The sequence below is a fragment of the Vibrio sp. 10N.261.52.C2 genome (assembly GCF_041471425.1).
Classification (GTDB): domain Bacteria; phylum Pseudomonadota; class Gammaproteobacteria; order Enterobacterales; family Vibrionaceae; genus Vibrio; species Vibrio crassostreae_C.
Genome location: NZ_JBFROH010000024.1, coordinates 1 through 23,588, shown reverse-complemented (window position 1 = coordinate 23,588; position 23,588 = coordinate 1). Strand labels below are relative to the sequence as shown.

The window sequence follows — 23,588 nt, the reverse complement described above, 5'->3', positions numbered from 1 at the left end:
TTGGTGTGTTTTTGCTTAACAATGGGGAAGTGTGAGGCAACAAATTCAAAATGTGTAGTTTTCTACACATCGGTCTCTGCTGGGTCTGCAATCGGGCTTTTTGTAGGGTCTACAACAGGGGTTACAGTGGGGTCGGTGATAGGGTTTGGGATCGGAAATGATTCCGGTTTTGGACTCGGTTGAATCGGCTCTTTAGGTCCAAGGAACTTTGGCGTTGTCCCCATAATATACAGATCAAGGAATGCTTTGGTGCGCGCAAACACTTCACGCAAACGTATTGAGCTTCCCGAGTGATGGGTTGGTCCTGAAACCGCTAAACACTGCGCGTGAATATCGTAAGAATTGGCGATGAATAACGCTCTTTCACAGTGGAATTTTTGAGTGATGATCAGAAAGTTATCGGTATCGAATATCTTTTTGGCGCGAACAATCGAGTCTAAGGTTCTAAAGCCTGCGTAATCGAGGTTAATGCGTTCATCGGGTACACCCGCTTTCAGCAAGTCGCGTTTCATCGTCCACGGCTCATTGTAAGAGCGATGAGCGTTATCACCACTTAACAGAAACTGGTCGACTTTTTCACGGTCGAACAGCTCAATCGCGGCTTCGATTCGGTGCTTATAATAGTCGTTGAGTGTTCGACCCAAATATTTGCTCGTGCCAAGCACAACGGCGACCTCAAGCTCGGGCACTTCATCTATATCGTAGATGATGCGATCTTCCGCTTGCCATGAAACCCAATAATCGATCGCAATAACCGCAGCGCTGCCTACTAAGAACACGAGGAAAGCGCCAAACAGAAAACCTTGCAGTTTTTTGTAAGCTTTTTTTATGTAGCTACGGATAATGTGAGAATCAAATTTCACTCTCGGTATGGTCCTTTCACTGAGCATTAATTTTTGAGTGCTCGATAATACCAAATAAAAATGAGAAAAATCAGTTAAAAAGACAAGACAGTTTAAAGAAAAAAGCCCCTGCAATTGCAGAGGCTCATATAAGAGTCGTTAACGCTCTTTATTCCAAGCGCAGTACGCTTTATTAGAATGCCGTGCGCTTGTAGCGACGGTAAACTGGCTGCCAGAAGTGCTGGTCAATCGCTTGTTGCAGTGCTTCTTCAGTGATCTCTAGAGCAACGCCCTGTTCAATCGCCTTTTTACCTACCGCAAGAGCAATTTTCTTAGATACCGTGTGGATCTCTTCCAATGGTGGAAGTAGAGCACCTGTGCCATTGATTGCTAGTGGAGAACACGTAGCAAGTGCACGGCTTGATTCCATTAGCATTTCGTCAGTGATGCGTGAAGCATTCACAGCCAATACACCAAGGCCAATACCTGGGAAGATGTAGCTGTTGTTACACTGAGCGATTGGGTAAGTTGTGCCGTTGTGAACGACTGGCTCAAATGGGCTACCTGTCGCAACAAGTGCTTGGCCATCAGTCCAACGAATAATGTCGTTTGGCGTCGCTTCAACACGGCTTGTTGGGTTCGACAGTGGGAACACGATAGGGCGTTCACTGTGTAGGTTCATCTCTTTGATGACTTCTTTGCTGAATAGACCTGGAGCACCAGACACACCAACCAATACGGTTGGTTTCGCGTGGCGAACTACGTCTAGTAGAGAGAAACCAGTGCCATCGCTTTCCCAGTCTTTGGTGTTTTCGTTGGTTTGAACTAGGCGCTGTTGGAAATCAAGCAGGTTTTGCATGCCTTCTTGTAGCAGACCCCAACGGTCAACCATGTAAACTTGAGAGCGAGCTTGTGCATCGCTGATACCTTCAGACACCATTTGGGCAATGATAGCTTCAGCAATACCACAACCTGCAGAACCCGCACCTAAGAAGGTGATGCGTTGATCTGAAAGTTTGCTGTTTGCTGCTTTACATGCTGCAAGTAGAGAACCAACCGTTACGGCTGCTGTGCCTTGGATATCATCGTTGAAACAACAGATGCGATCTTTGTAGCGCTCAAGCAGTGGCATTGCGTTCTTTTGTGCGAAATCTTCGAACTGAACTAATGCATCAGGCCAACGGCGTTGAACCGCTTGGATGAACTCTTCAACGAATGCATCGTAGTCAGCACCCGTAATACGAGGATGACGCCAGCCCATGTACATTGGGTCAGCAAGACGTTGAGGGTTGTTAGTACCCACATCGAGCACGATTGGTAGCATGTAAGCTGGGCTGATACCGCCACAAGCTGTATAAAGTGCTAGCTTACCAATTGGAATACCCATACCACCGATGCCTTGGTCTCCCAAACCAAGAATACGCTCACCATCCGTAACCACGATAACTTTAACGTTGTGGTTTGTCGCATTATTCAGTAGGTCATCGATACGATCGCGGTTCGGGTATGAGATAAACAGACCACGGCCACGACGGTAAATATTTGAGAAGTTCTCACATGCTGCGCCAACTGTTGGCGTATAAATGATAGGCATCATTTCAGAGATGTGGTTTTGAACTAAACGATAAAAAAGTGTTTCATTAGTGTCTTGGATGTTACGAAGGTAGATATGCTTATCCATATCACTTTCGAAGTTACAATATTGCTTGTATGCACGTCCTACTTGCTCTTGGATTGTTTCGGTCGTTTCCGGTAACAAGCCTTCAAGGTTGAAAGAACTGCGCTCTTCAGCAGAGAATGCGCTGCCTTTGTTTAGAAGAGGTGTACTTAGTAGAGCAGGACCAGCATAAGGGATATATAGAGGGCGTTTATCGTTGTTCATTGGATGCCTAATATGGGAGAAAGGGTAACTAAAAAATGATAACGGTTTAGTTATTCAATTGTAAATAGTTTCTCCGCGATCTGAGCAAACAAAATGATATTCTTACCTCTGTCCCACACTTATCGAATTTCAACACGATAATTCGTTATACTTTGCTCACACTTTTTCGCTACTCGCCATTTTATGTCATTACTTCCCATCGATGCTTATCAAAACGTATTCCACGAACAAATCGCTAATTCTCACCTTGTCGTAGAGGCGGAAACCGGATCAGGTAAATCAACGCGCCTGCCACTTTGGGCCTCTCAACATGGACGAGTGTTAGTGGTGGAGCCAAGACGCATCGCGTGTACATCACTGGCTAAATATCTCGCGCAGCGATCAGGCGAGAAGTTGGGTAGCAAAGTGGGCTATGCGATTAAGCTTGAGTCGGAATACAACGAGCAAACTAACGTTGTTTTTGTGACGCCCGGTATCGCGCTGCGTTGGTTATCAGAAGATGGATTAGCTAGTTTTGATGTGATCGTGGTGGATGAGTTTCACGAGAGGCGCTGGGACATTGATCTGCTGGTGGCGATTCTGAAACAAAAAGCGAGCCATCGTTTGGTGATCACTTCAGCAACCATTGAGGGTGAACGCCTTGCTCATTATTTGGATGCGAATCGCATAAGCTGTGAAGGGCGAACCTATCAAGTTGAGATTGAGCACAGAGCGAATGAATCCAGAACACTGCCTGATATCCGACATCTAGAGCAGCGTATCGTGGAAGAAGTTAATCATCAGTTGATCGCTTCTTCTGGCGATATGTTGGTTTTTCTACCGGGTAAAAAAGAGATCGTGCAATGCGAACAAGCCTTAGCGAAAAATCCAGATATCCAAGTTGTTAAATTGCATGCGTCGGTCAGTGATACAGAGCGAGATTCAGCGTTATCGGGTCGGAATATCCATACTGAAGGTAATGGTTTGAGAAAGGTCATCCTTGCGACTAACGTTGCAGAAACCTCATTAACCATTCCTGACATTGGCGTGGTGATAGATTCAGGATTAGAGAGACGCACCGTTCAGCGTAATGGCAGAACCACACTGATGCTTAAATCCATATCACGAGCGAGTGCCAAACAACGAGCTGGCCGCGCGGGTAGGGTAATGGACGGCGTTTGTGTGCGTCTATATGGAGAGCATGCGGCGTTAGAGTTAGTCACACCGCCTGAATTGCAGCGTGAAGAGCTGACCGAACCTATGTTGGCCGCAGCATGTTGTGGATCTCCGCTTGAGAGCTTGTCCTTCCTTGACCCTATTCCAGAGAAATCACTCAACAGTGCAACTCAAACCTTGCTGACGATGGAAGCGATTAACGCCGACCATCAAGTTACCGAGCATGGTAAAAAGCTGTATCCGTTGCCGATTGATGCTTTGTATGCCGATATCGTTACTCGAATCAAAACCAAAGCATTAAAAGAGGCGATGGTTGATCTCACTGCGGCGCTGTCCGTTCCTGCTCGCTTGTATCAGTTACCAAACAATGCAGAACATCTTGAAGCGCTCGCGCAACAAGAGAAGGAAGGGTGTGATTTAAGCCTGTTGATTCAGATTGTGCGCGGTCGAGAATATCCGCATTTAGACATCGACCAACAGGCTCTGAATGAAGCTCAAGGATTGGCGAAGCAAATGCGGGAGGTATTTGAACTTCCTCAGCTAGAAGTCGCGTCACGTTTCCAACGCATTGAATTGCTCAAGACCATTGTGAATCTGCATCCTGAACTGGTGTTTGTGCGCCGACTGAAAAGGAAAGAAGCCTTTGCCAATGGTGTTTTAGAAGTGGTGCTCGGTCGTCAGAACCGTTTCCCTGATAATGCACAAGCGATGTTGGTGTTGGATACTCACAGCTTGCCGGGAAGAGGCGTTAAGCAAACACTGACCTTAGCGACGGTCACGACACCCATTCCTCTTGAGCTTCTCATTGATGCTGAACTAGGAGAGTGGGAGCAAGGCGAAACCGTTGTGAATGATGATGGTGTTTTTACCGAGATGGCATTGGTGTACGCAGGCCGCACGATTACAACCAAACTCGTCGCCGCTGAAGGGCAATTATCGTTAAAGCCTATCGTCGACCTTGTGCTGAATGGAGACCAGCTTCCCGGTTTTGCTAAGGTTCGCACTCAAGAAATCAAACACTGGCAGTTGTATGTGAAACTTGGTCTCGATGAACAAACTAAATACACACCAGAAATTGAGAACATTAACTTTGAGCTATGGTTTATAGAGCAGCTTGAAGTACTAGGTGTTACTGATGTCAGCGAATTGGAAATGTTCGACCATGCAGACATACCGTTCGATGGGATTCCAACTTGGCTCTATTCAGAGTTTTCGGAAAAATATCCGTTTGCATTGAGCCTTGCCGACTTGCAACTCGATGTTGAATACTTGCCCGCAAGAAAGCTGATTTACGTCCATTATCAGTCGGGTAGCCGAAAGTTATCGCCAAAACGTTGGGAGCTACCGACATGGTCTGGTTGGCGTATTCAGTTCAAAAAAGCGAGTCGAATAATTGATATCAAATAGATGGATAAGTTTTATCTCTAAAATATTAATCAAATAGATGCATATATGATTTTTCAGTGCTTATTTTGTTACAAGTTTGATTTTTATATACCTTTTTAACCAATCAAAAGGTCATAAAAGACTATTCTTCTATATCCTATTGCTATAAAGAAAGAGTTGATAGATATTGAGTATATTGTGTTGCCAAAGTGTCGGGGGACATCATGGATAAACAGGAAGAGACGCGTGTAGAGTTCGATTACACAACATTTCTTGGCGCCTCATGCAGTAAAAAATGGACTTTTCTGGAAGCACTCACCACAATTGCGCCAGTGTTCAGTACCGTCTGGCGAGATAGCATTAAAGAGTTGGGCACCCCAGAGGATCGTTTATGGCAGATGGCATTGAAATCAATGTCGACGCGTAAAAGTGATGAGTCGAACATTGTTACCTTACTCAAGCTCGCTAAGCTGGAAGGGATCAATGAGCTCAAAGTGGTGATGCCATATTCACTTGAAGAAGAGCAGATCGAGTATATTGAATCGCGCAGTCATTTAGTGATTGCGGGTAATTCTGGAGAAGAGTTCACGATTAAGCTGTAACTTCAGCTCGCCTATAATCTCTCTCGAGGAATAGTAAAAACGTACACGTAAAAAGGGCCTCAAATATTGAGGCCCTTTTAGTATCTAAAACTTGAGTCTACGAGCTTATTAGCTTTCGAGCTTTTTATTTTGAGATTAAGCGATTAAGCGATTAAGCAATTAGCAATTAAGCGACTAGTCGATTAGACCATAGTCAGCGCGCAGTACATCGATGATCTCTTGCTTAGGATTTTCGCTCAGTACGATCTCCGCACCTGTGATTTTCGCTGCGATATCAAGGTAAGTGCGAGACAGAGACATTAGAGAATCCAGTGGAAGTTCATTGTCACGAGCCAATGCTTCACGTTCTGGCATACGCTCTTTATTCAAAAGAATGTCGGCATCAGGGAAGTAGTTAAGCAAGAACTGACGGAAGCCTTCTTTTGAATTCTCAACGATGTTGCCGTTGTTATATTCCTGAGTATCCCAAATGCGAGATGAATCTGGAGTACCGACTTCGTCCATGTAGATAAGCTTTTCTTTGCCTTGAGCATCGTTGACGTAGCCAAACTCAAATTTGGTATCAACAAAGGTTTGGTCTACTTTTGCTAGCGCTTGGCTGATTACGTTGAAGCCTTCTTTAAGAAGTTTTTCGTAATGCGCGATGTCGCTTGCTTGAGTAAAGTTGAATGCTGCGAAGTTATCTTCGATGTTGTTGCGTGTGATGTTCACATCGTCAGCTTCTGGAACGCCAGGAATACCTTTCAGAATCCCTTTTGTTGAAGGCGTGATCAGTAGCTCAGGCAACTTCTTGTCTTTCTCAAGGCCTTCAGGCATCTCGATACCACAGAATTCACGTTCGCCGTTTGCGTATGCACGCCACATTGAACCAGTGATGTATTGACGACAAATCGCTTCGATCATGACTGGGCGAGCTTTTTGTACAATCCATACGAACGGGTGAGGGATATCAAGAATATGACTGTCAGCAAGTCCGTTGTCTTTAAACAATTTGAACCAGTGGTTAGAGATAGCATTCAGAGCCGCTCCCTTACCTGGAACACCTTTAAGATTCCCTTCACCACGCCAGATACAATCAAATGCAGAGATACGGTCACTGATCACCATGATTGCTAAAGGCGCATCTGGTGCTACATCGTAGCCTTTCTCTTTAATTAGTCGTTGGCTATCTTCTTCAGTTAACCAGTAGACCGAACGAACCTTGCCACTGTGGACAGGTTTATCAGTACGGATTGGTAGGTCATCATTTACGGCAAGAACTTGATCAGCAAGGCTCATTTAGACATTCCTATCTTTTATCAAACGTCATACAGAGAAGTGCGGTGTGCACATGATTAGACGGGCATTATACCCAATCTACTATTTGCTTCCAGAGAAAAAGCAAACGATTGCTAAATCTATTGTTTAAATAAAAACCCCCGCCTAACAATCCGCTAAAAAATGGGCGAATTGTAGGGCAGGGGAAGGCAGTATGTTTGGACTGTGTTTTGGCGAATTGTTTCTTAAGTTAAATTAAGTTTGTTAGCTAAAAGATTAAGCTATGTTTGTGGACCATGTTTTTGAGCCAAAATGTTATTAAGCAAGGTGGCTTAGTGAATACGCTCTGAATTTGCATCCATAAAGAAGACTTCACATTGAAAGCGTAACCCTAATGTTCTTAGGTACTGTTGGCTGAACTGATCAATCGATGCACTTGCAACAATCGCGCTCGCATTCTTAGAGCGGATTGCTTTCTCGACAGTCTCTACCTCAGTCATTTGATGAGAGGCTTTCATATGAATAACGCGGTCGCAGCAAACATTATGTTGCTTAAGCTGCTTAGCCGATGGTCTTGGTGTTTGAGCCGTAAACAGTAACCACTGATGTTGATTGGACAGCAACGCCATTCTTGCAAACAACGCTTCCTCGTTTGAATTTTTGCTTTTACGAGAAACTGATGTAAATGCGCAGTGAACTAGCGGGCTAGAGTGTTGTGCTTTAACGTGTGCTTGAATCATTTTGCTGTCCTTATATACATGCTGTATGTGTATACAGTAGTTTTAGTTACTTATAAGATCAAGCGTTTTTTGCGGGATTATTGGACGATTTCGTCTGAGGTTATGGATGGTAAATGATTAAATCATTGAAAGTATTCGATAAATTAAATTTGAATGAATCTGCTGTTTTGTATCATAAGTTGAATAAATGTGAGCTTTATACAGGTGTATACACTGGTTTTTGCAGAAAAGTACTGTATATACCTGTATAGAAGAGAGAACAAAGAAGAAAGAAGAAAGAAGATCTAAAACCACAGGCACAAAAAAAGCGCCTTAGGCGCTTTCTTATATTTCACGGTGTTGCTTATCTCAATGTCGCTTGGGAGAGTTTTGCTCTCATTTCAATTTCACCAATATTGAACTGGCGAACATCAATGGTTGCAATATCATTGCACTCGTTACATGCATGATGACACTTACCATCTAGGTAGTCGTGCTTTTTAACTAGGCTTGGCTTTTTGCACCAATCACAAACGCCTTCTATTGTGAACATATTCTCTCCTCACCTGTTTAAGTCAGGTGTATTTTCGGCGCAAATTATGACACAAGTAAGACCCATTAGTTAATAGTTTGTTACCCGTTTTTGAGAGGGGGATCGATTGCAACACCAATAAAATCGATATCTTTGAGATCTAGGAAAATGAAGATGTGTGTTTGTTTACGGTTTTGTAACATTTTGTAAAATGGTTTTTAGCGCATTGTTCAAACGTTTCATTTCTTCGTCACATCCGTGACCATCTGGATGGTAGATCTTTGATAGCTGTTTGTATCGGATCTTGATGCTTTTCTGGTCGGGGATTGAGCTAGGTGTGTAGCCAAATAGCGCGCAGGCCACCTGCAAATTACTCAGACCTTTGCTGTTTTTCTGCTTCTTCAATTCGTGGAACATAGTGTTCAGCTGGCGTTTTTGCTGCTTAATCGTAAGGTCCTTCGAGCTAAGCTGCGCTTCAAGTGATTGTTGTTGCTGTCGCGAATCACCCGACTTTAGAGCTTGTCTTTTTCTTGAGATAACGAGCGTCGCAATAATGCTGATGATTGAAATCAACACGGCCAACGCAGCACCAATCATATAGTCAGAGCTAGTTAGGTTAGAACTGGAGAGGTTAGAGCGTGATGCTTGGTTAGATTGAACGTGCTTAGATACCCCCTGACTGGTGTCTATTTCAGAGTCGATGCTGTCATCGAGCTGTTCTATTGAAGAGATCTGTTTTGCACGTTGCTGGTTGAATTGTGCTTCCAAAATGCGGTTGTAGCCCTCTTCTGCTTGTGGATTATCTTTTAAGGCTGCTTCATACCATAGCTGCGCTTTATCTAATGGTTGAAGGAGGTCTTGTTCTAGCGAGGATTCGTAGAGTTTTGCTACCTCGATAGGTGCGCGCTGGTTACCTTGCAACGCCGCTTTAATAAACCATTCCAAAGCAAGCTTGTTACTTTGTTCAACACCTGTACCTGCCAAGTACCATTCACCCAGTCTAAATTGCGCGTTTGGGTTGCCGTTTTCTGCTGACTGCGTGTACCAATACAATGCATCACTGGTGCTAACAGGAACGTCGACACCCGATTCATAAGCTTGAGCCAATTGGTATTGAGAAACTGGATCTTGAGGTTGTGATTCTAGTGAAAATTCATCACTGCTTGCTGCGTGCACGAAATGTGTGGTGGACAGTTGAATCGTGGAAAAGATGAGGGCTAGAAATAGTGTTCTAAGAAATGATGATGACAGAATGTTGGATAGGATCAGCAAAAGATAAGTCTCGTAAAAAAGCCCAGAATCGATATGTCAGTATGAATACGCTTTATGGTCGTTGATTATTATTATCACGTTAAATGAGTAACATAACTGATAAACAACTATATAGAGGTTAATTCAATAGATAAAGATGGACTGGGCTTTAATCGTGCTACTTAAGCGGCAAGATTTGAATTTCTACGCGACGGTTACAAGCACGACCTTGAGAGGTGTTATTGTCACATAGAGGGTAGCGCTCACCGTTACCACGAGCAATAGCACGACCTGCAGCAACGTCTTGAGAGATCAAGAATGCACGAACAGATTCAGCTCGACGCTCAGAAAGGATTTGGTTCGTCGATTCGCTGTCAGTGTGACCTTGAATCACTAGGCTAGTGTCTGGGTATTCAACTAGGATGCGAGCAACGCCGCGAAGGGTATTGTGAATGCTTGATTCCAAAGCGTAAGAGCCAGAATCAAAACCGATGCCGTTTTCTAGGCGAAGTAGAAGTTGGTTCTCACCGACACGTTCAACTTGAACGCCTGAATTCATTAGCTCTTCACGAAGGGCAGCTTCTTGTCGGTCAAAGTAGTAACCAATACCACCACCAACAGCGGCGCCACCGGCAGCACCAATAAGTGCACGTTTACCACGGTCTTTAGAGTCACCAGTTGCAGCACCAGCAACGGCACCAGCGAGTGCACCAATTAGAGTGCCTTGAGTTGCAGAGTTAGCCTCAGATTCGCCAGTTGTCGCGTTTTGGCGTTGAGTTGCCTGACAACCCGTTAAAGCGATAGTAAGCGCTAGGGCTAGTGTGATTTTTTTAACGTATTTCTCCATCATGTACTTCTGTCAAACGAATGAATCCGAGTGACAAACATAGTCCTGTAAATCTTATTGATGGTTTTTATCAATACGTCGAAGCAATGTAAAGTGGCTCTATGATTTAGTTATCTTTTTAGCTGCCTGGGTACCGCCAACTGGTCGATTAACAGACAATTTACGACCTTTCTTCAAACCAACTTCATAATCGGCGGTGAGGTTTTTCATCGCTTCTCTCAGTTGCTGCTTGAACGTTTCACGGTCGATATTTTTGAATTCTTTATCAATGTAGTTATTGATCTTGTTGTTTGATTCGTCGTCGGGAGTAATGGTTGGTAGCTTTTCAAGCGCACCTTCAACCCAGCCTGAAACAAACGAGTTCACGCGGCGTGTCACTTCTAAGGACCCTGTGCCAGAGCCAGCAAAGCTATTTCTGAATTGGCCGGTGTGTTCATTCAGTTCACGATAAATGATATCGAAAGCGAACGCTGCGAAGATCGCGCGGTCGGCTTCACCAATGAACTCAACACGCTTGAGGCCTTTATGATTCAGCAATACGGCTTCTACGCCAAATTTGGTGTTGATACCGCGAATAACACGCAGCAGTGTAGAACTGATATTTGCAGGTAACAGGTGACTGGACTGAGTTTTCCCCATCTTGATAAATTCAATATCGTCTTTTTCGAGACCATATTTCAGCATCAAGTTATGCGCCATTTTTATCGCATTGGCAGCTTCATTGACGTTCGCAGAATTTCCAAGCTCAAGACACTTGGCAATTTTCTTTAGGGCTTTTTTCTTATCCATCGACAATTTAATCAGTACCGCAAATTTTTAAAAGTCCAACATTTTACATGTTTTCGCGGGTAACAGAAAGGCAAAACTGGTTTGATGAACAAGGAAGGCGGTGAACATTGAACTGCATGAGCCCAGTTGGCGGTAAAAACAAAAACGCCATCAAGCGTATTGATGGCGTTAGTGACACGTTTTTTCAATATGTCTAGAGCATTCGTAAACTAGATACCCAGTTCATCGAGTAGATCTGCCGCAGAATCATTGCCAGAGCTTTGAGCTGGCTTGTTCGCTTCTTGCATTTTTTTCTGAGTCGCCTCAAGAATGCTATCTGGACATTCGTCTTCTGCGATTTCAAATTCTTCTAATTGAATGAACTCAGTCTTATCCATCGCAAGCTCAAGGTAGAAGATGTTGTTATTAGCGGTAGAGAAGGTCACACGACGAGCTTGTGGACGGTCGAGATTGGTATCAACAGAAAGGTTAACTTGCTTGTTCAGAGCCAGCATTTTCGGTTGGTTTTGTGTGATGTTGGTTTGCAGCTCTTTGCGGATTTTATTGGTGAAATCGCCAACTAATTGGTTCATCAACTCACCCAATACATCACCCACTTCGTCTGAAGTATGAAGCACAGCAAGCTCGTTTTCAGGCATGCCCATATTGCGCATGTAATTGGTGTAGATCTCTAGCGCTGCTTTGGACGTAAAATTAATAACAACGAGACCAGAAAAGCCGCCGTCAAACAGAACGAAGCAACCAAAATCTGGCTTTAGGCTTGTCTTGTTGATCTTTTGAACCATGGCTGAATAGGACACCTGAGAAGCCGTCGCTGAAGTCAGTACGCTTGAGACTGATTGGCATAGTTTAAGAAGGATATCTTCAGTTGTGACTGTTTTGTTTTTTTTCATTGTGATGTGCTCGTGGAGATGTCTTAAACAAAATGTTATTCAGTATATTGTTACTGAATTAAGACGAAAGTGACTATTTCTCCATTCTTGCACTGAGATTCTGATTTGATCACCTTTTTATATGATCTTAATAGTAGTAAAGTGACGAAATTCAAAGAAAATTATTAAAAATCTCAGATAACCCAATGCTGATAGGATCAGCGAAGTAGGGGCAGGAAGCAAATGTTACCAAGACTTCAACTCAATGCTGATGTCGATCCAGTTGTTGTACGCTTTTTAGATGAACTAAAAACAGCGGGCTTTACTGGCGACATTGAATCTCAATATTCTAGCCGTTTGGCTGTGGCGACTGATAATAGTGTCTATCAGCAATTGCCGCAGGCGGTCATCCTTCCTAAAACAACGCAAGACGTTGTGCTTATCGGTAAAGTGGTTTCTAAATCCGCTTACGAACGCGTGACTTTTTCCCCTCGTGGCGGCGGTACCGGAACCAACGGACAATCTTTAACAAAAGGTGTCGTGGTTGACCTGTCGCGATACATGAATAAGGTTCTTGAGATTAACGAGAAAGAGGGCTGGGTAAGAGTTCAGTCTGGTGTCGTTAAAGATCAATTGAACGACGCTGTTCGCCCTTATGGTTACTTTTTCTCTCCAGACCTTTCTACCAGTAACCGAGCAACCTTGGGTGGCATGATCAATACCGATGCTTCGGGCCAAGGGTCATTGAAGTACGGCAAAACGTCTGACCATGTATTGTCGCTGCAAGCGGTGTTCGCAGATGGTTCATGTCTAGAATCTGATTTATCACACGGCTTACCTGTAGAGGGTGAATTCGCTCACCATGCACTTGCGGTGACAGAGGCGGTTTGTCGAGACAAACGCGCTCAAATCTTAGATAAATTCCCTCCGCTGAATCGCTTCTTAACAGGCTATGACCTAAAGAATGCAATCAACGAACAAGATGACAGCTTTGACCTAACTCGCGTTCTATGTGGCGCTGAAGGTTCTTTAGCATTCATCACGGAAGCAAAGTTAAACCTAACCAAGATTCCAAAAGCGCGCACACTGGTTAACGTGAAATACAACACGTTTGATTCTGCGCTGCGTAATGCGCCGTTCATGGTGGAAGCGAAAGCACTGTCTGTTGAAACGGTAGATTCAAGAGTATTGAACCTAGCGAAGCAAGACATCGTTTGGCACACCGTGAGCGATTTGCTGACTGATGTTCCGAACAAAGAGATGCTTGGCATCAACATGGTTGAGTTTGCAGGCCAAGATGAAGCGGAAGTTGAACAGCAAGTTCAAGCGCTGACTGCACGCCTTGAAACCATGGTTGAAAGCGAAGAAGCCGGCGTGATTGGTTTTCAAGTTTGTAGCGATTTGGCGAGCATTGGCCGAATCTACAACATGCGTAAGAAAGCAGTGGGTCTGTTAGGTGCGGCGAAAGGCCGAGCTAAGCCAGTCGCTTTTGCTGAAGATACTTGTGTACCACCAGAAAACCTCGCGGATTTCATCTCTGAATTTAGAGTGTTACTCGATTCAAAAGAGTTGAATTACGGCATGTTTGGTCACGTTGACGCGGGCGTATTACACGTTCGTCCAGCATTGGATCTGTGTGACCCGATGCAAGAAGCATTGATGCATGAAGTCTCTGATGAAGTGGTTAAGCTGGTGGCGAAATACGGCGGTTTAATGTGGGGCGAGCACGGTAAAGGTTTCCGTTCTGAGTATGGCCCAGACTTCTTTGGTGAAGAGCTGTTTACCGAATTAAGACGTATTAAAGCAGCATTCGACCCGCACAACAAGATGAACCCAGGCAAGATCTGTACGCCTTTAGAAAGTGACGCTGAATTGGTGAAAGTCACCGATACCAAGCGTGGTTTCTACGACCGTCAGATCGACGTACAAGTTCGTGACAGCTTCAAGCAAGCAATGGAATGTAACGGTAACGGCTTGTGTTTCAACTACGATACTAGCTCGCCAATGTGTCCTTCAATGAAAGTTACGGCTGACCGACGTCACTCACCCAAAGGCCGCGCAGGCTTGGTAAGAGAGTGGTTGCGTCAACTGACTGAACAAGGCGTTGATATTCTCGACCTTGAGCAAGAAGCGTTGAAAGACAACACACCCGTTAAGACTATGATTGAGCGTGTTCGCAATACGATGAACAAACGCCATGAGTACGATTTCTCGCATGAAGTTCATGAGGCGATGAACGGTTGTTTGGCGTGTAAAGCGTGTGCGAGTCAATGTCCGATCAAAGTCGATGTACCAAGTTTCCGTTCTCGATTCTTGAACATCTACTACTCGCGTTACCAGCGCCCTGCAAAAGATTATCTAGTTGCCAACATTGAAACCATGCTGCCGCTGATGGCGAAAGCGCCAAAAGTAGTCAACGCTGCATTGGGTCAAAAGTGGATCCAAACGGCAACAGCTAAAACGGTCGGTTATGTTGATGCACCATTGATGTCGGTGCCTACGCTCAAAAATCGTCTAGCGAGTAAAGAGCTGCAACTCTTCGATTTACAGTATTTAGAAGGCTTGTCTTCTGAACAGAAGAAACAGCATGTGCTGATCGTTCAAGACCCGTTTACCAGCTTCTATGATGCCGAGGTGATTGAAGACTTCGTCACTCTGGCTCAAAAACTTGGCAAAACTCCGGTACTGCTGCCGTTCAAACCGAATGGTAAAGCGTTGCACATCAAGGGCTTCTTAAATCGTTTTGCACGTGAGGCGAAATCGACTTCGGATTTCTTGTCGATGGTGGCGGATATCGGAATTCCTTTGGTCGGTGTTGATCCTGCTCTTGTGCTTTGTTACCGCGATGAATACGTCGAGATCTTAGGTGACAAGCGCGGCGACTTTGATGTACTTACTGTGCATGAATGGTTAATGCCATCGCTAGGTGAGTTCGAAGCACGCTCAGCAAGTGAAGATATGTGGTACTTGTTTGCTCACTGTACTGAGAAAACCAAAATGCCGAACGCTGAAAAAGAGTGGGGTACTATCTTCAAACACTTTGGGGCGGCGTTAACCAGCGTTCCTGTCGGCTGTTGTGGTATGGCGGGAACTTTCGGCCACGAAGTCGATAAGCTACAAATGTCGAAAGACATATATGGTTTAAGCTGGAAGCCTCAAATGCAGGACTTACCAAAAGATCGTTGCTTGGTGACGGGCTATTCTTGCCGCAGCCAAGTGAAGCGTTTTGAAGGTGAGAAGCTTGCTCACCCATTACAGGCGCTAGCAAAAATTCTCTAATACATTTAGCCCAGCAATTGCTGGGCTTTTTTCTAAACTAACAAAGGAATGTTAATAAGGAAAAGTATGAAATTTCTAGAATTAAAAGTACCACCAGTTGCACTGTTCATTATTGTATTCGTAGCATCATACTTCTGCGCTCAACAGTTGAGCCAAGGGACACTGGCATTGCCTTATGGAATGATTGTGTTAGGAATCGGAGTCACATTGAGTGGTGTGATCGGAATATCCGGCATATTGGAATTTCGAAAACAGAAAACCACCGTTAACCCGATCAAAGTAGAAACCGCTTCAGCCGTCGTGGACAGTGGAATTTTTGGCTACACGCGAAACCCAATGTACTTAGGGTTGTTCATCCTGCTATTTTGCTTTGGCTACTTCTTCCAGAATATCTTCAGTGTACTACTTAGCTTTGGCTTCGTAATCTACATGAATTACTTCCAAATCAAACCCGAAGAGCGAGCACTAGAACAATTATTCGGCGCAGAATATGTTGATTACAAACAAAAGGTTAGACGCTGGATTTAGTGATGATTTGAGTGCTGGCTTAGTAATCGAAATAAAAAAGCCCAGCTTGAGATTATCAAGCTGGGCTTTATTGATCTTGTTCTAGAGCTGATTAAGCAGCTGCTGTGAACTGAGCTAGAAACATCTCTTTGCGTTCGTTGAAGCGGTTTACTAGGTCGTCTACAGAAGCTTGGTCGTATGGCTTAAGGCCACTTGCTACCATGCGTTTCACGCCTTTACCGACAACTTCGCCGTCTTCTTTGAAATCGAAGTTCAGTGTCACGATGCCACGCTTGCCTTCAACATCAAAAGTCGCACCAGAGAATTCTACTTCTGGGTGAGATAGGTCTAGGCGAGTAAATTCAACTTCCATGCTCTCGTAAATCACAAGAGGACGTTGGCAGTTGATCATCATCTGTTGCTCTTCCATAAGAGGAACCATGATGTGTGGGAAGTTCATGCCAGAGAACTTAACGTAGTTTGTTACTACGTGTTCGATGAATGCTTGATCGTGGCTCTTTTCACCTTCACAAGACATGTGTAGGTACTCTTTGCCTTTCTCGTCAATCAGTGAGCTTTCTTTCTCACACTTGTTGTCAACGCTAAGCGCAATACCGTTACCCACCATACCTGAAAAATCAAAACGCATTTTTTGGCTGATGCCTTCTTTTTGCAGAAGTACTGCAAACAAAAGATCGCCAGGCACGCAGAAGCGCTTGTTGTCTTCATCGTGAATTGGGTTGAAGTCAGCGGCTACTTTTTTAGCAAAGTGGCTAGCTTGTTCACGAGTGAATTGAAATTGATTGTCTTCAGTAGAAAAGTAAGGTGTCAGAAACATAGTATCGCTATTAGTCATCAAATCTGGGGTGGATTATAGCTAACTAACTTCGATCTAATGGTCTATCCAGTTAACTTTGCTTATATATCAGTCAATTAGATAAATACGTTGGATGGTATGTGGCAGTTTTACAGGGGATATGGTGACTGGCTCAATGCAACAAGGGCTAATCGATAGCCCTTGTTTATATGACGTGTTATTTCACGACTCAGAAGCTACACAAAATACCTTCAGGCATTAAGTGGTTGTGTACAGACAATTTGAGCAATAAGTTAGCTTGCTCGATATCTGGTGAGAAGTAGCGATCTTTGTCGTAGAAGCTGACTTTCTCGCGCAGTATCTGTTTTGCTTCTTCTACTCGAGGAGAAGAGAGATTTGGTGCTCTAAAATCCAAGCCTTGTGCTGCTGCTAAGTATTCAACAGCCAAGATGCCACGGGTGTTTTCTGCCATGTCACGCAGTCGACGACCCGCAAAGGTTGCCATAGATACATGATCTTCTTGGTTTGCCGATGTTGGAAGGCTGTCTACTGAAGCTGGGTGTGCCAGTGTTTTATTCTCGCTTGCCAGAGCAGCAGACGTTACTTGAGCAATCATAAAGCCTGAGTTAACGCCGCCGTTATCGACTAAGAAAGGTGGAAGTTTGCTTAGTGCGCTATCAATCAGCAGTGCCATTCTTCGTTCAGAAAGGCTACCAATTTCTGCAATCGCAAGTGCTAGGTTATCCGCTGCCATTGCCACAGGTTCTGCGTGGAAGTTACCACCTGAAATAATGTCGCCGTCTTCAGCAAATACCAGTGGGTTATCCGATACCGAGTTCGCTTCAACGTTTAACGTTTCTGCTGAATTACGAATTTGCTGTAAACAGGCACCCATCACTTGAGGCTGACAGCGCAACGAGTAAGGGTCTTGAACCTTTTCACAGCAAGTGTGTGATTCACCAATCTCACTCTTTTGATCAAGCATATGGCGATAAGCAAGCGCGGCATCCATTTGACCACGATGACCACGAACGCGATGAATTCGAGGGTCAAACGGACGACGACTACCCAGTGCAGCTTCAACAGACATTGCACCACATACGGTTGCAGACGCAAACAAGTCTTCCGCTGCGAACAGACCTTCTAATGCAAAGGCAGTCGATGCTTGTGTGCCGTTTAACAGCGCTAAGCCTTCTTTCGGCGCAAGTGTGATTGGTTCAAGACCTGCGATCTGCATTGCTTCTAAGCCAGTGATGATCTTGCCGTTGTGGCGTGCTTGGCCTTCACCTAGCAGAACGGTACTCATGTGGGCGAGGGGAGCAAGATCTCCTGAAGCACCCACAGATCCTTTTTGTGGAACACACGGATAAACCTGTGCGTTCACAAGATCGATAAGAGCGTTAATCACCTTGAGTCGGATACCCGAGTAACCACGAGACAAGCTGTTAATCTTTAACACCATCATCAAGCGCACGGTTTCATCAGACATGAATTTACCAATGCCGGCCGCGTGAGAAAGCACGATACTTTTCTGTAGTACTTCTAAATCTTCAGGCGCAATTTTGGTATTTGCCAATAAGCCAAAACCCGTATTGATGCCATACACAGTGCGATCTTCAGCAATCACTTGTTCTACAACGTGCATGCTCGCTTCAATATCAGGAATCGCTGCTGGATCGAGTGATAAGTTTACAGGGCTACGGCTGATTTTTCGAAGTTCAGGCAGGCCTAGAAGTCCTGGTTTAAGTAATAAATTCAACATGTTCTCTCCAGAAGTTAAAGGCGACGAAGTTCTTCGTTTAGCATAGGTAAATCAAGCTTCTGCTCTTTAGCACACTGCTTGGCAATATCGTAACCCGCATCAGCATGACGCATAACGCCTGTTGCTGGGTCATTGTGAAGTACGCGAGCAATACGCTGTGATGCATCTTCACTGCCGTCACAACAAATCACCATGCCTGAGTGTTGCGAGAAGCCCATACCAACGCCACCACCGTGGTGCAAAGAAACCCAAGTTGCGCCGCCCGCTGTGTTCAGAAGGGCATTCAATAGAGGCCAATCTGATACGGCATCTGATCCATCCATCATGCCTTCTGTTTCGCGGTTCGGGCTTGCTACTGAACCTGAATCTAGGTGGTCACGACCGATAACAACTGGTGCTTTCAGTTCGCCATTTTTCACCATTTCATTGAATGCTTGGCCTAAGCGTTCACGATCTTTCAAGCCAACCCAACAAATACGCGCTGGCAGGCCTTGGAACTGAATGCGTTCACGCGCCATATCTAGCCAGTTATGTAGATGTGGGTTGTCTGGAATCAGTTCTTTTACTTTTTGGTCTGTTTTGTAGATGTCTTCTGGGTCACCAGATAGTGCCGCCCAACGGAAAGGACCAATACCTTCGCAGAATAAAGGTCGAATATAAGCCGGAACGAAACCTGGGAAATCAAACGCGTTTTCTACGCCTTCTTCCAGTGCCATTTGGCGAATGTTATTACCGTAATCCACGGTCGCTGCGCCGCGGTATTGCAGGTCTAACATCGCTTGTACTTGAATCGCCATAGATTGCTTAGCGGCTTTCACCACTTTTGCTTCATCAATGGAGCGCTCTTGTGCGGCTTTCTCCATCGTCCAACCTTGCGGCAAGTAGCCGTTAAGAGGATCGTGGGCAGAGGTTTGGTCAGTCACCACATCAGGTGTGATATTGCGTTCAACTAACTCTGGGAAGACGTCTGCGGCGTTACCTAATAAGCCAACAGAGATTGGCGTGTCTGACTCTTTAATCATTGCCATCGCTTCATCTAAGCTGGTGGCTTTTTTGTCTACATAGCCAGTACGCAAGCGGTAGTCGATTCGTGATTCATCACACTCCACTGCGATCATTGAGAAGCCAGCCATCGTTGCAGCAAGAGGTTGAGCGCCGCCCATTCCACCAAGACCGCCCGTTAGAACCCACTTGCCGTTTGCTTCACCTTGGAAGTGCTTCTTCGCGATAGCGACAAAGGTTTCGTAAGTACCTTGAACGATGCCTTGTGAACCAATGTAGATCCAGCTGCCCGCGGTCATTTGGCCGTACATCATCAAGCCTTCTTTATCGAGCTCGTTGAAGTGTTCCCAGTTCGCCCAGTGTGGAACAAGGTTCGAGTTAGCGATCAGTACGCGAGGTGCGTTTTTATGAGTCGGGAACACGCCCACAGGTTTACCGGATTGAACAAGTAACGTTTGGTCGTCCTCTAAACGCTCTAATACTTCAACAATTTTGTCATAACATTTCCAATCACGTGCCGCGCGACCAATACCGCCATACACAACCAGTGCATGTGGGTGTTCTGCCACATCAGGATCTAGGTTGTTCATTAGCATACGAAGGGGTGCTTCTGTTGACCAAGATTTTGCGCGCAAAGTGGTGCCATGAGGTGCGCGAATTTCGCGAGTCGTGTCGAGACGAGGGTCACTGTTGTGGTGTTCCGTCATTTTGGAATTCCTTCTGTTTCACGTTATATCGTTGTAGTTGTAGTTGTAGTTGTAGTTATCGGTATAGCTGGATTAGTCACTGGCCATTGCACTGGCAATATCCCAACACAAACGAGCCGCCAATCGAGCCGTTTGGCCGTCGACGTCGTAGTCTGGGTTATATTCCGCAATGTCCGCGATAATGAGTTTCTCACTGTGTTTAAAAATCTGTTCCAGGAAAGGCGCGAGCGCTTCATAGCTAACGCCTCTTGCTGCTGGGGCACTAACACCCGGCGCAGTCGCCGCTGGGAAGACATCGAGATCAATAGTGAGATAGAGGTAATCACACTCAGCGATGAATTTTTGCAACTTAACCAGTTGAGCAATTTGGTTTACTTGGGTGATATCGCGATCATGTTCGTACCACACACCAAGTTGGTCGGCTTTGTTGAAAAGCGCTTTGGTATTGCTGGCGGCACTCACACCAAGACAAGCGTAATGAAACGGCCATTGATGTGCGTGGCAGTAATCACTGATCTGGTTAAAAGGCGTGCCGGAGCTCGGTTTAACATCGGTGATGTCGCTTTCAAATTCACGAAGATCAAAGTGAGCATCAAAATTAACGATGCCGATCTTAGGATTGTGTTCTGATTGAATTTTATTTAGGTGCTCAGCGAGACCTTGGAACGTTGCCCAAGCCACCTCGTGACCACCGCCAAGGGTAATCACTTTGTTGGTTGCTAAGGCATTGGCAATCACAGAAGCACACTGTTTTTGGCTGACTTCTAATTGACCATCATTGCACTCGATATCACCAAGATCGGCGATGTGTGCGTCACTGTGCCAAGCCATATTCGCCAACGCTTGGCGTATCAAGTTAGGTGCTTGTTTCGCGCCCACGCGTCCTTTATTTCTTGCAACACCGGCATCGCTAGCAAAGCCTACCAAGGCGATATCACCGTCAGTCAGCTTGTCACTTAACTCACTACTTTGCACTTGCTTGGTAATGTGATGAACGCGAGTACCGAGTGCGACATCTTCAAGATCATTACGTCCGGTCCACACAAAGTTATGCACGGTTGTTGCGTTCTCTTGGATACCGTTGGATTTAGATTGAGTCATGACACACCTCGCCATTAACAATGCGTTTATGCAGGTGAGGAACACCGACTTGATAGCTTAGATCTGCAGGGTGGTCGATGTTCCAGATAGCCAAATCTGCGGCATAACCGATTTCGACTTTGCCTTTGGTTTGTGACTTACCAATGGCAGCCGCCGCGTTACAAGTTACACCGCGTAGCGCTTCTTCAGGCGTCGTACCAAACAGGGTGCAGCTCATGTTCATCATCAGCGTTAAGTCTGCAAAGGGAGATGTGCCGGGGTTTAGGTCGGTCGCGATCGCCATTGGGATTTTGTGTTCACGAAGTAAAGCAATAGGTGGCTGTTGAGTCTCTTTCAAGAAATAGAAAGCGCCGGGTAGCAAGGTGGCGACTGTGCCTGATTCCGCCAGTGCTTTTACTCCGGTTTCATCAAGGTATTCAACATGGTCAACAGAGAGTGCACCGTATTTTGCTGCAAGCGCGCTGCCACCCATATTCGAAAGTTGTTCAGTGTGGCCTTTAATCGCTAGCCCATGTGCTTTGGCTGCGGCAAATACACGTTCGGTTTGTTCTAGGTTGAAGCCGATAGATTCGCAGAACACGTCAACGGCATCGGCGAGCCCTTGCTCCGCAGCTTTAGGAATGATCTCTTGGCAAACCAGATCTATGTAACGATCTGGTTGTTCTTTATATTCAGGTGGCACAGCATGCGCAGCAAGGAGAGTGGTAGTGATCTTAATACGGCGATGATTCTCTAACGCTTTGGCTGCACGCAGCATCTTGAGCTCATCTTCAAGTGTTAAACCATAGCCCGATTTTACTTCGATGCTCGTTACGCCACGTCTTAGCAGGCCATCAAGTCTAGGTAGCGCCATTTCAACCAGTTCAGACTCTTGTGCTGCGCGTGTTGCAGTGACTGTCGCAAGAATCCCGCCGCCTTGTTTGGCGATGTCGGTGTAAGAGACACCATTCAAACGCTGTTCAAATTCGTTGGCGCGATTGCCTGCAAATACGAGGTGAGTGTGGCAATCAATCAGACCTGGGGTGACGAGCTTGTTTTTGCAATCATAGGTGAGGTAATCCAAAGAACCATCAACACTTACTTGTTCTAATTCAGAAGCAAGTGCGCTTTGGTTTGAATAAGAGATGGACACGATCTTACCGTTTTTGATAACGATATCTTGAGGGGAAGAAGGCTGATAACCATCGGCTCCCGAGCTCATGGAGACCACTCGTACGTTTTTGAGGATCAAATTCATAATCACCTGAATCTTTGCTAAACATTAAATGTATATACAAATAAATAGGCTAAACGCTGACCCGAATCAAGTTGATGTTGCAAAAATGTGATCGGCGATCAGGATGATATTCTTTAATCTAGAAGTATCTTGGAGCTTAATTTGTACTTAGAGCCCGGATGGTAGAGTAATGCAAAGCTGATGAGATGCTCTTTACTCCACGTTCTTCTATTCAAAAGTAGGCAAGGCTCTGATTCAGAAAGTTTTAATGACGTTCTGATTTGAGAGTCAGGAATAATGGCTTCAACCGTGTGCTCGATTGCACTCAACGGGCAGCTTTTTGAAAGGTATTCATTGGGTGTAGAGGTTGAAAAGTCTTGCTCTAGGTATTGTGGTGCGGCTTGCGAGTTCACCCAGCGCGCTTCCAATTGAATCGGTGCGTTGTCCGCAAAGTGTATGATTTCACTATAGAACACTTCTGCGTTAATCATCACACCTAACCGTGTAGCCGTGCTTTCATCAGCCTTGATACTATCGTGCTTGATAACTTGGCTAGTATACGTTTGGCCTCGGTCTTTGATCTCTTGCGCTATGTTGTTGATATCAAGCAACGGAGATTGCGCTTTTTCGTCGGGTTCACAAACAAAAGTCCCCAGTCTTGGTTTCCTGATGAGCTTGCCTTCAGACACAAGATCTCGAATGGCTTTATTGACCGTCATTCGACTCACATTGAACTGCTCGGTAAGTTCGAGTTCTGTGGTGATTTGGTAACCCACCGGCCAATGACCACTGCTGATCTTGTCATCTATGAACTGTTTTATCTGAAGGTAGAGCGGTGCTTTCGACATAATGAAACCTTATTTGACTATACAAATAGAGTAACGGAATTTTTCACGATTTCAACATTTCCTCGGGCAATGTGACCTTATTCAACATAGATGGGGCAAATTGCTTGATTCTGTGAGGCAAGTGTCGCAAATTGTCACGCAATAACTATTCGTAAATCAGATAATTAGAAAGGGAAATAATATGTTTAAGAAATTAAAGGTTCATCGCGGCTTTC

18 protein-coding genes and 2 pseudogenes are annotated in these 23,588 nt (G+C 45.1%); 4 read left to right on the top strand and 16 right to left on the bottom strand.

The features are described from left to right. Positions 1–62 precede the first annotated feature (62 nt). Both AB4307_RS10270 and AB4307_RS10265 read right to left on the bottom strand, forming a co-directional pair. Positions 63–863: a SanA/YdcF family protein gene (locus AB4307_RS10270; RefSeq protein ID WP_065585188.1), complete on the bottom strand. Its 801-nt coding sequence runs from the start codon at positions 861–863 to the stop codon at positions 63–65. Positions 864–1,035: 172 nt separating this feature from the next. Further along, the gene (locus tag AB4307_RS10265) at positions 1,036–2,724 is read right to left on the bottom strand and encodes an NAD-dependent malic enzyme (protein ID WP_017059764.1); all 1,689 of its coding nucleotides are present in this window, start codon (positions 2,722–2,724) and stop codon (positions 1,036–1,038) included. Positions 2,725–2,907: 183 nt separating this feature from the next. On the opposite strand from AB4307_RS10265, the gene AB4307_RS10260 reads away from it, so the two are divergent. Continuing rightward, the gene (locus tag AB4307_RS10260) at positions 2,908–5,286 is read left to right on the top strand and encodes a helicase-related protein (RefSeq protein ID WP_372131803.1); all 2,379 of its coding nucleotides are present in this window, start codon (positions 2,908–2,910) and stop codon (positions 5,284–5,286) included. A gap of 203 nt (positions 5,287–5,489) precedes the next feature. Then, entirely contained in the window at positions 5,490–5,867 is a 378-nt protein-coding gene (locus AB4307_RS10255) for a hypothetical protein (RefSeq protein WP_017059766.1), read from the top strand. A 174-nt stretch (positions 5,868–6,041) separates the two neighbouring features. On the opposite strand, the gene AB4307_RS10250 is transcribed toward AB4307_RS10255, so the two are convergent. From AB4307_RS10250 to AB4307_RS10215, 8 genes and pseudogenes are all read right to left on the bottom strand, one after another. After that, positions 6,042–7,145: a phosphoribosylaminoimidazolesuccinocarboxamide synthase gene (locus AB4307_RS10250; protein WP_017055177.1), complete on the bottom strand. Its 1,104-nt coding sequence runs from the start codon at positions 7,143–7,145 to the stop codon at positions 6,042–6,044. Positions 7,146–7,456: 311 nt separating this feature from the next. Continuing rightward, positions 7,457–7,864, bottom strand: coding sequence for a SulA-like leucine-rich domain-containing protein (locus tag AB4307_RS10245; RefSeq protein ID WP_017055178.1), 408 nt, complete (start codon positions 7,862–7,864; stop codon positions 7,457–7,459). A gap of 343 nt (positions 7,865–8,207) precedes the next feature. After that, a complete protein-coding gene (locus AB4307_RS10240) occupies positions 8,208–8,396 on the bottom strand; it encodes a hypothetical protein (RefSeq protein ID WP_017070242.1) in 189 nt (62 codons plus the stop codon). Between the two features lie 165 nt (positions 8,397–8,561). Next, positions 8,562–8,999, bottom strand: a pseudogene (locus AB4307_RS10235) (hypothetical protein); the annotation flags it as partial. A gap of 80 nt (positions 9,000–9,079) precedes the next feature. Further along, a pseudogene (locus tag AB4307_RS10230) lies at positions 9,080–9,647 on the bottom strand (tetratricopeptide repeat protein); the annotation flags it as partial. Positions 9,648–9,804: 157 nt separating this feature from the next. Next, positions 9,805–10,473, bottom strand: coding sequence for a YiaD family glycine zipper/OmpA-like lipoprotein (locus tag AB4307_RS10225; RefSeq protein WP_372131817.1), 669 nt, complete (start codon positions 10,471–10,473; stop codon positions 9,805–9,807). 99 nt (positions 10,474–10,572) lie between these two features. Next, complete coding sequence (locus AB4307_RS10220) at positions 10,573–11,262, bottom strand: DUF2786 domain-containing protein (RefSeq protein ID WP_017059769.1); 690 nt, start codon at positions 11,260–11,262, stop codon at positions 10,573–10,575. A gap of 209 nt (positions 11,263–11,471) precedes the next feature. After that, a complete protein-coding gene (locus tag AB4307_RS10215) occupies positions 11,472–12,155 on the bottom strand; it encodes a DUF3334 family protein (protein WP_017059770.1) in 684 nt (227 codons plus the stop codon). Positions 12,156–12,377: 222 nt separating this feature from the next. Between AB4307_RS10215 and ydiJ the strand changes: the two genes are divergently transcribed. Both ydiJ and AB4307_RS10205 read left to right on the top strand, forming a co-directional pair. Then, positions 12,378–15,413 (top strand): D-2-hydroxyglutarate dehydrogenase YdiJ, encoded by a 3,036-nt coding sequence (ydiJ, locus tag AB4307_RS10210; protein WP_017066184.1) that lies wholly within the window; start codon positions 12,378–12,380, stop codon positions 15,411–15,413. A 66-nt stretch (positions 15,414–15,479) separates the two neighbouring features. Further along, positions 15,480–15,941, top strand: a complete 462-nt coding sequence (locus AB4307_RS10205) for a methyltransferase family protein (RefSeq protein WP_017066183.1) — start codon at positions 15,480–15,482, stop codon at positions 15,939–15,941. Positions 15,942–16,032: 91 nt separating this feature from the next. On the opposite strand, the gene AB4307_RS10200 is transcribed toward AB4307_RS10205, so the two are convergent. The 6 genes from AB4307_RS10200 to hutC all read right to left on the bottom strand — a co-directional run bounded on the left by AB4307_RS10200 (position 16,033) and on the right by hutC (position 23,373). Further along, a complete protein-coding gene (locus AB4307_RS10200; RefSeq protein ID WP_372131801.1) occupies positions 16,033–16,758 on the bottom strand; it encodes a DUF3581 domain-containing protein in 726 nt (241 codons plus the stop codon). Positions 16,759–16,966: 208 nt separating this feature from the next. Further along, positions 16,967–18,499, bottom strand: coding sequence for a histidine ammonia-lyase (gene hutH, locus AB4307_RS10195; protein WP_102428045.1), 1,533 nt, complete (start codon positions 18,497–18,499; stop codon positions 16,967–16,969). Positions 18,500–18,513: 14 nt separating this feature from the next. Continuing rightward, on the bottom strand, positions 18,514–20,208 hold the full coding sequence (gene hutU, locus AB4307_RS10190) for a urocanate hydratase (RefSeq protein ID WP_372131799.1): 1,695 nt from the start codon (positions 20,206–20,208) through the stop codon (positions 18,514–18,516). Between the two features lie 72 nt (positions 20,209–20,280). Continuing rightward, entirely contained in the window at positions 20,281–21,309 is a 1,029-nt protein-coding gene (gene hutG / locus AB4307_RS10185) for a formimidoylglutamase (protein WP_372131797.1), read from the bottom strand. After that, the gene (hutI, locus tag AB4307_RS10180; RefSeq protein ID WP_372131795.1) at positions 21,296–22,546 is read right to left on the bottom strand and encodes an imidazolonepropionase; all 1,251 of its coding nucleotides are present in this window, start codon (positions 22,544–22,546) and stop codon (positions 21,296–21,298) included. The genes hutG and hutI overlap by 14 nt, the downstream gene beginning before the upstream one ends. A gap of 113 nt (positions 22,547–22,659) precedes the next feature. Next, positions 22,660–23,373 (bottom strand): histidine utilization transcriptional repressor HutC, encoded by a 714-nt coding sequence (gene hutC / locus AB4307_RS10175; RefSeq protein WP_372131793.1) that lies wholly within the window; start codon positions 23,371–23,373, stop codon positions 22,660–22,662. Positions 23,374–23,588 lie beyond the last annotated feature (215 nt).

What these genes read in the sequence shown, in the direction of transcription:
- AB4307_RS10265 (WP_017059764.1), bottom strand. Translation starts at nt 2,724, where the DNA reads ATGAACAACGATAAACGCCCTCTATATATCCCTTATGCTGGTCCTGCT.
- AB4307_RS10260 (WP_372131803.1), top strand. Translation starts at nt 2,908, where the DNA reads ATGTCATTACTTCCCATCGATGCTTATCAAAACGTATTCCACGAACAA.
- AB4307_RS10255 (WP_017059766.1), top strand. Translation starts at nt 5,490, where the DNA reads ATGGATAAACAGGAAGAGACGCGTGTAGAGTTCGATTACACAACATTT.
- AB4307_RS10250 (WP_017055177.1), bottom strand. Translation starts at nt 7,145, where the DNA reads ATGAGCCTTGCTGATCAAGTTCTTGCCGTAAATGATGACCTACCAATC.
- AB4307_RS10245 (WP_017055178.1), bottom strand. Translation starts at nt 7,864, where the DNA reads ATGATTCAAGCACACGTTAAAGCACAACACTCTAGCCCGCTAGTTCAC.
- AB4307_RS10240 (WP_017070242.1), bottom strand. Translation starts at nt 8,396, where the DNA reads ATGTTCACAATAGAAGGCGTTTGTGATTGGTGCAAAAAGCCAAGCCTA.
- AB4307_RS10225 (WP_372131817.1), bottom strand. Translation starts at nt 10,473, where the DNA reads ATGGAGAAATACGTTAAAAAAATCACACTAGCCCTAGCGCTTACTATC.
- AB4307_RS10220 (WP_017059769.1), bottom strand. Translation starts at nt 11,262, where the DNA reads ATGGATAAGAAAAAAGCCCTAAAGAAAATTGCCAAGTGTCTTGAGCTT.
- AB4307_RS10215 (WP_017059770.1), bottom strand. Translation starts at nt 12,155, where the DNA reads ATGAAAAAAAACAAAACAGTCACAACTGAAGATATCCTTCTTAAACTA.
- ydiJ (WP_017066184.1), top strand. Translation starts at nt 12,378, where the DNA reads ATGTTACCAAGACTTCAACTCAATGCTGATGTCGATCCAGTTGTTGTA.
- AB4307_RS10205 (WP_017066183.1), top strand. Translation starts at nt 15,480, where the DNA reads ATGAAATTTCTAGAATTAAAAGTACCACCAGTTGCACTGTTCATTATT.
- AB4307_RS10200 (WP_372131801.1), bottom strand. Translation starts at nt 16,758, where the DNA reads ATGTTTCTGACACCTTACTTTTCTACTGAAGACAATCAATTTCAATTC.
- hutH (WP_102428045.1), bottom strand. Translation starts at nt 18,499, where the DNA reads ATGTTGAATTTATTACTTAAACCAGGACTTCTAGGCCTGCCTGAACTT.
- hutU (WP_372131799.1), bottom strand. Translation starts at nt 20,208, where the DNA reads ATGACGGAACACCACAACAGTGACCCTCGTCTCGACACGACTCGCGAA.
- hutG (WP_372131797.1), bottom strand. Translation starts at nt 21,309, where the DNA reads ATGACTCAATCTAAATCCAACGGTATCCAAGAGAACGCAACAACCGTG.
- hutI (WP_372131795.1), bottom strand. Translation starts at nt 22,546, where the DNA reads ATGAATTTGATCCTCAAAAACGTACGAGTGGTCTCCATGAGCTCGGGA.
- hutC (WP_372131793.1), bottom strand. Translation starts at nt 23,373, where the DNA reads ATGTCGAAAGCACCGCTCTACCTTCAGATAAAACAGTTCATAGATGAC.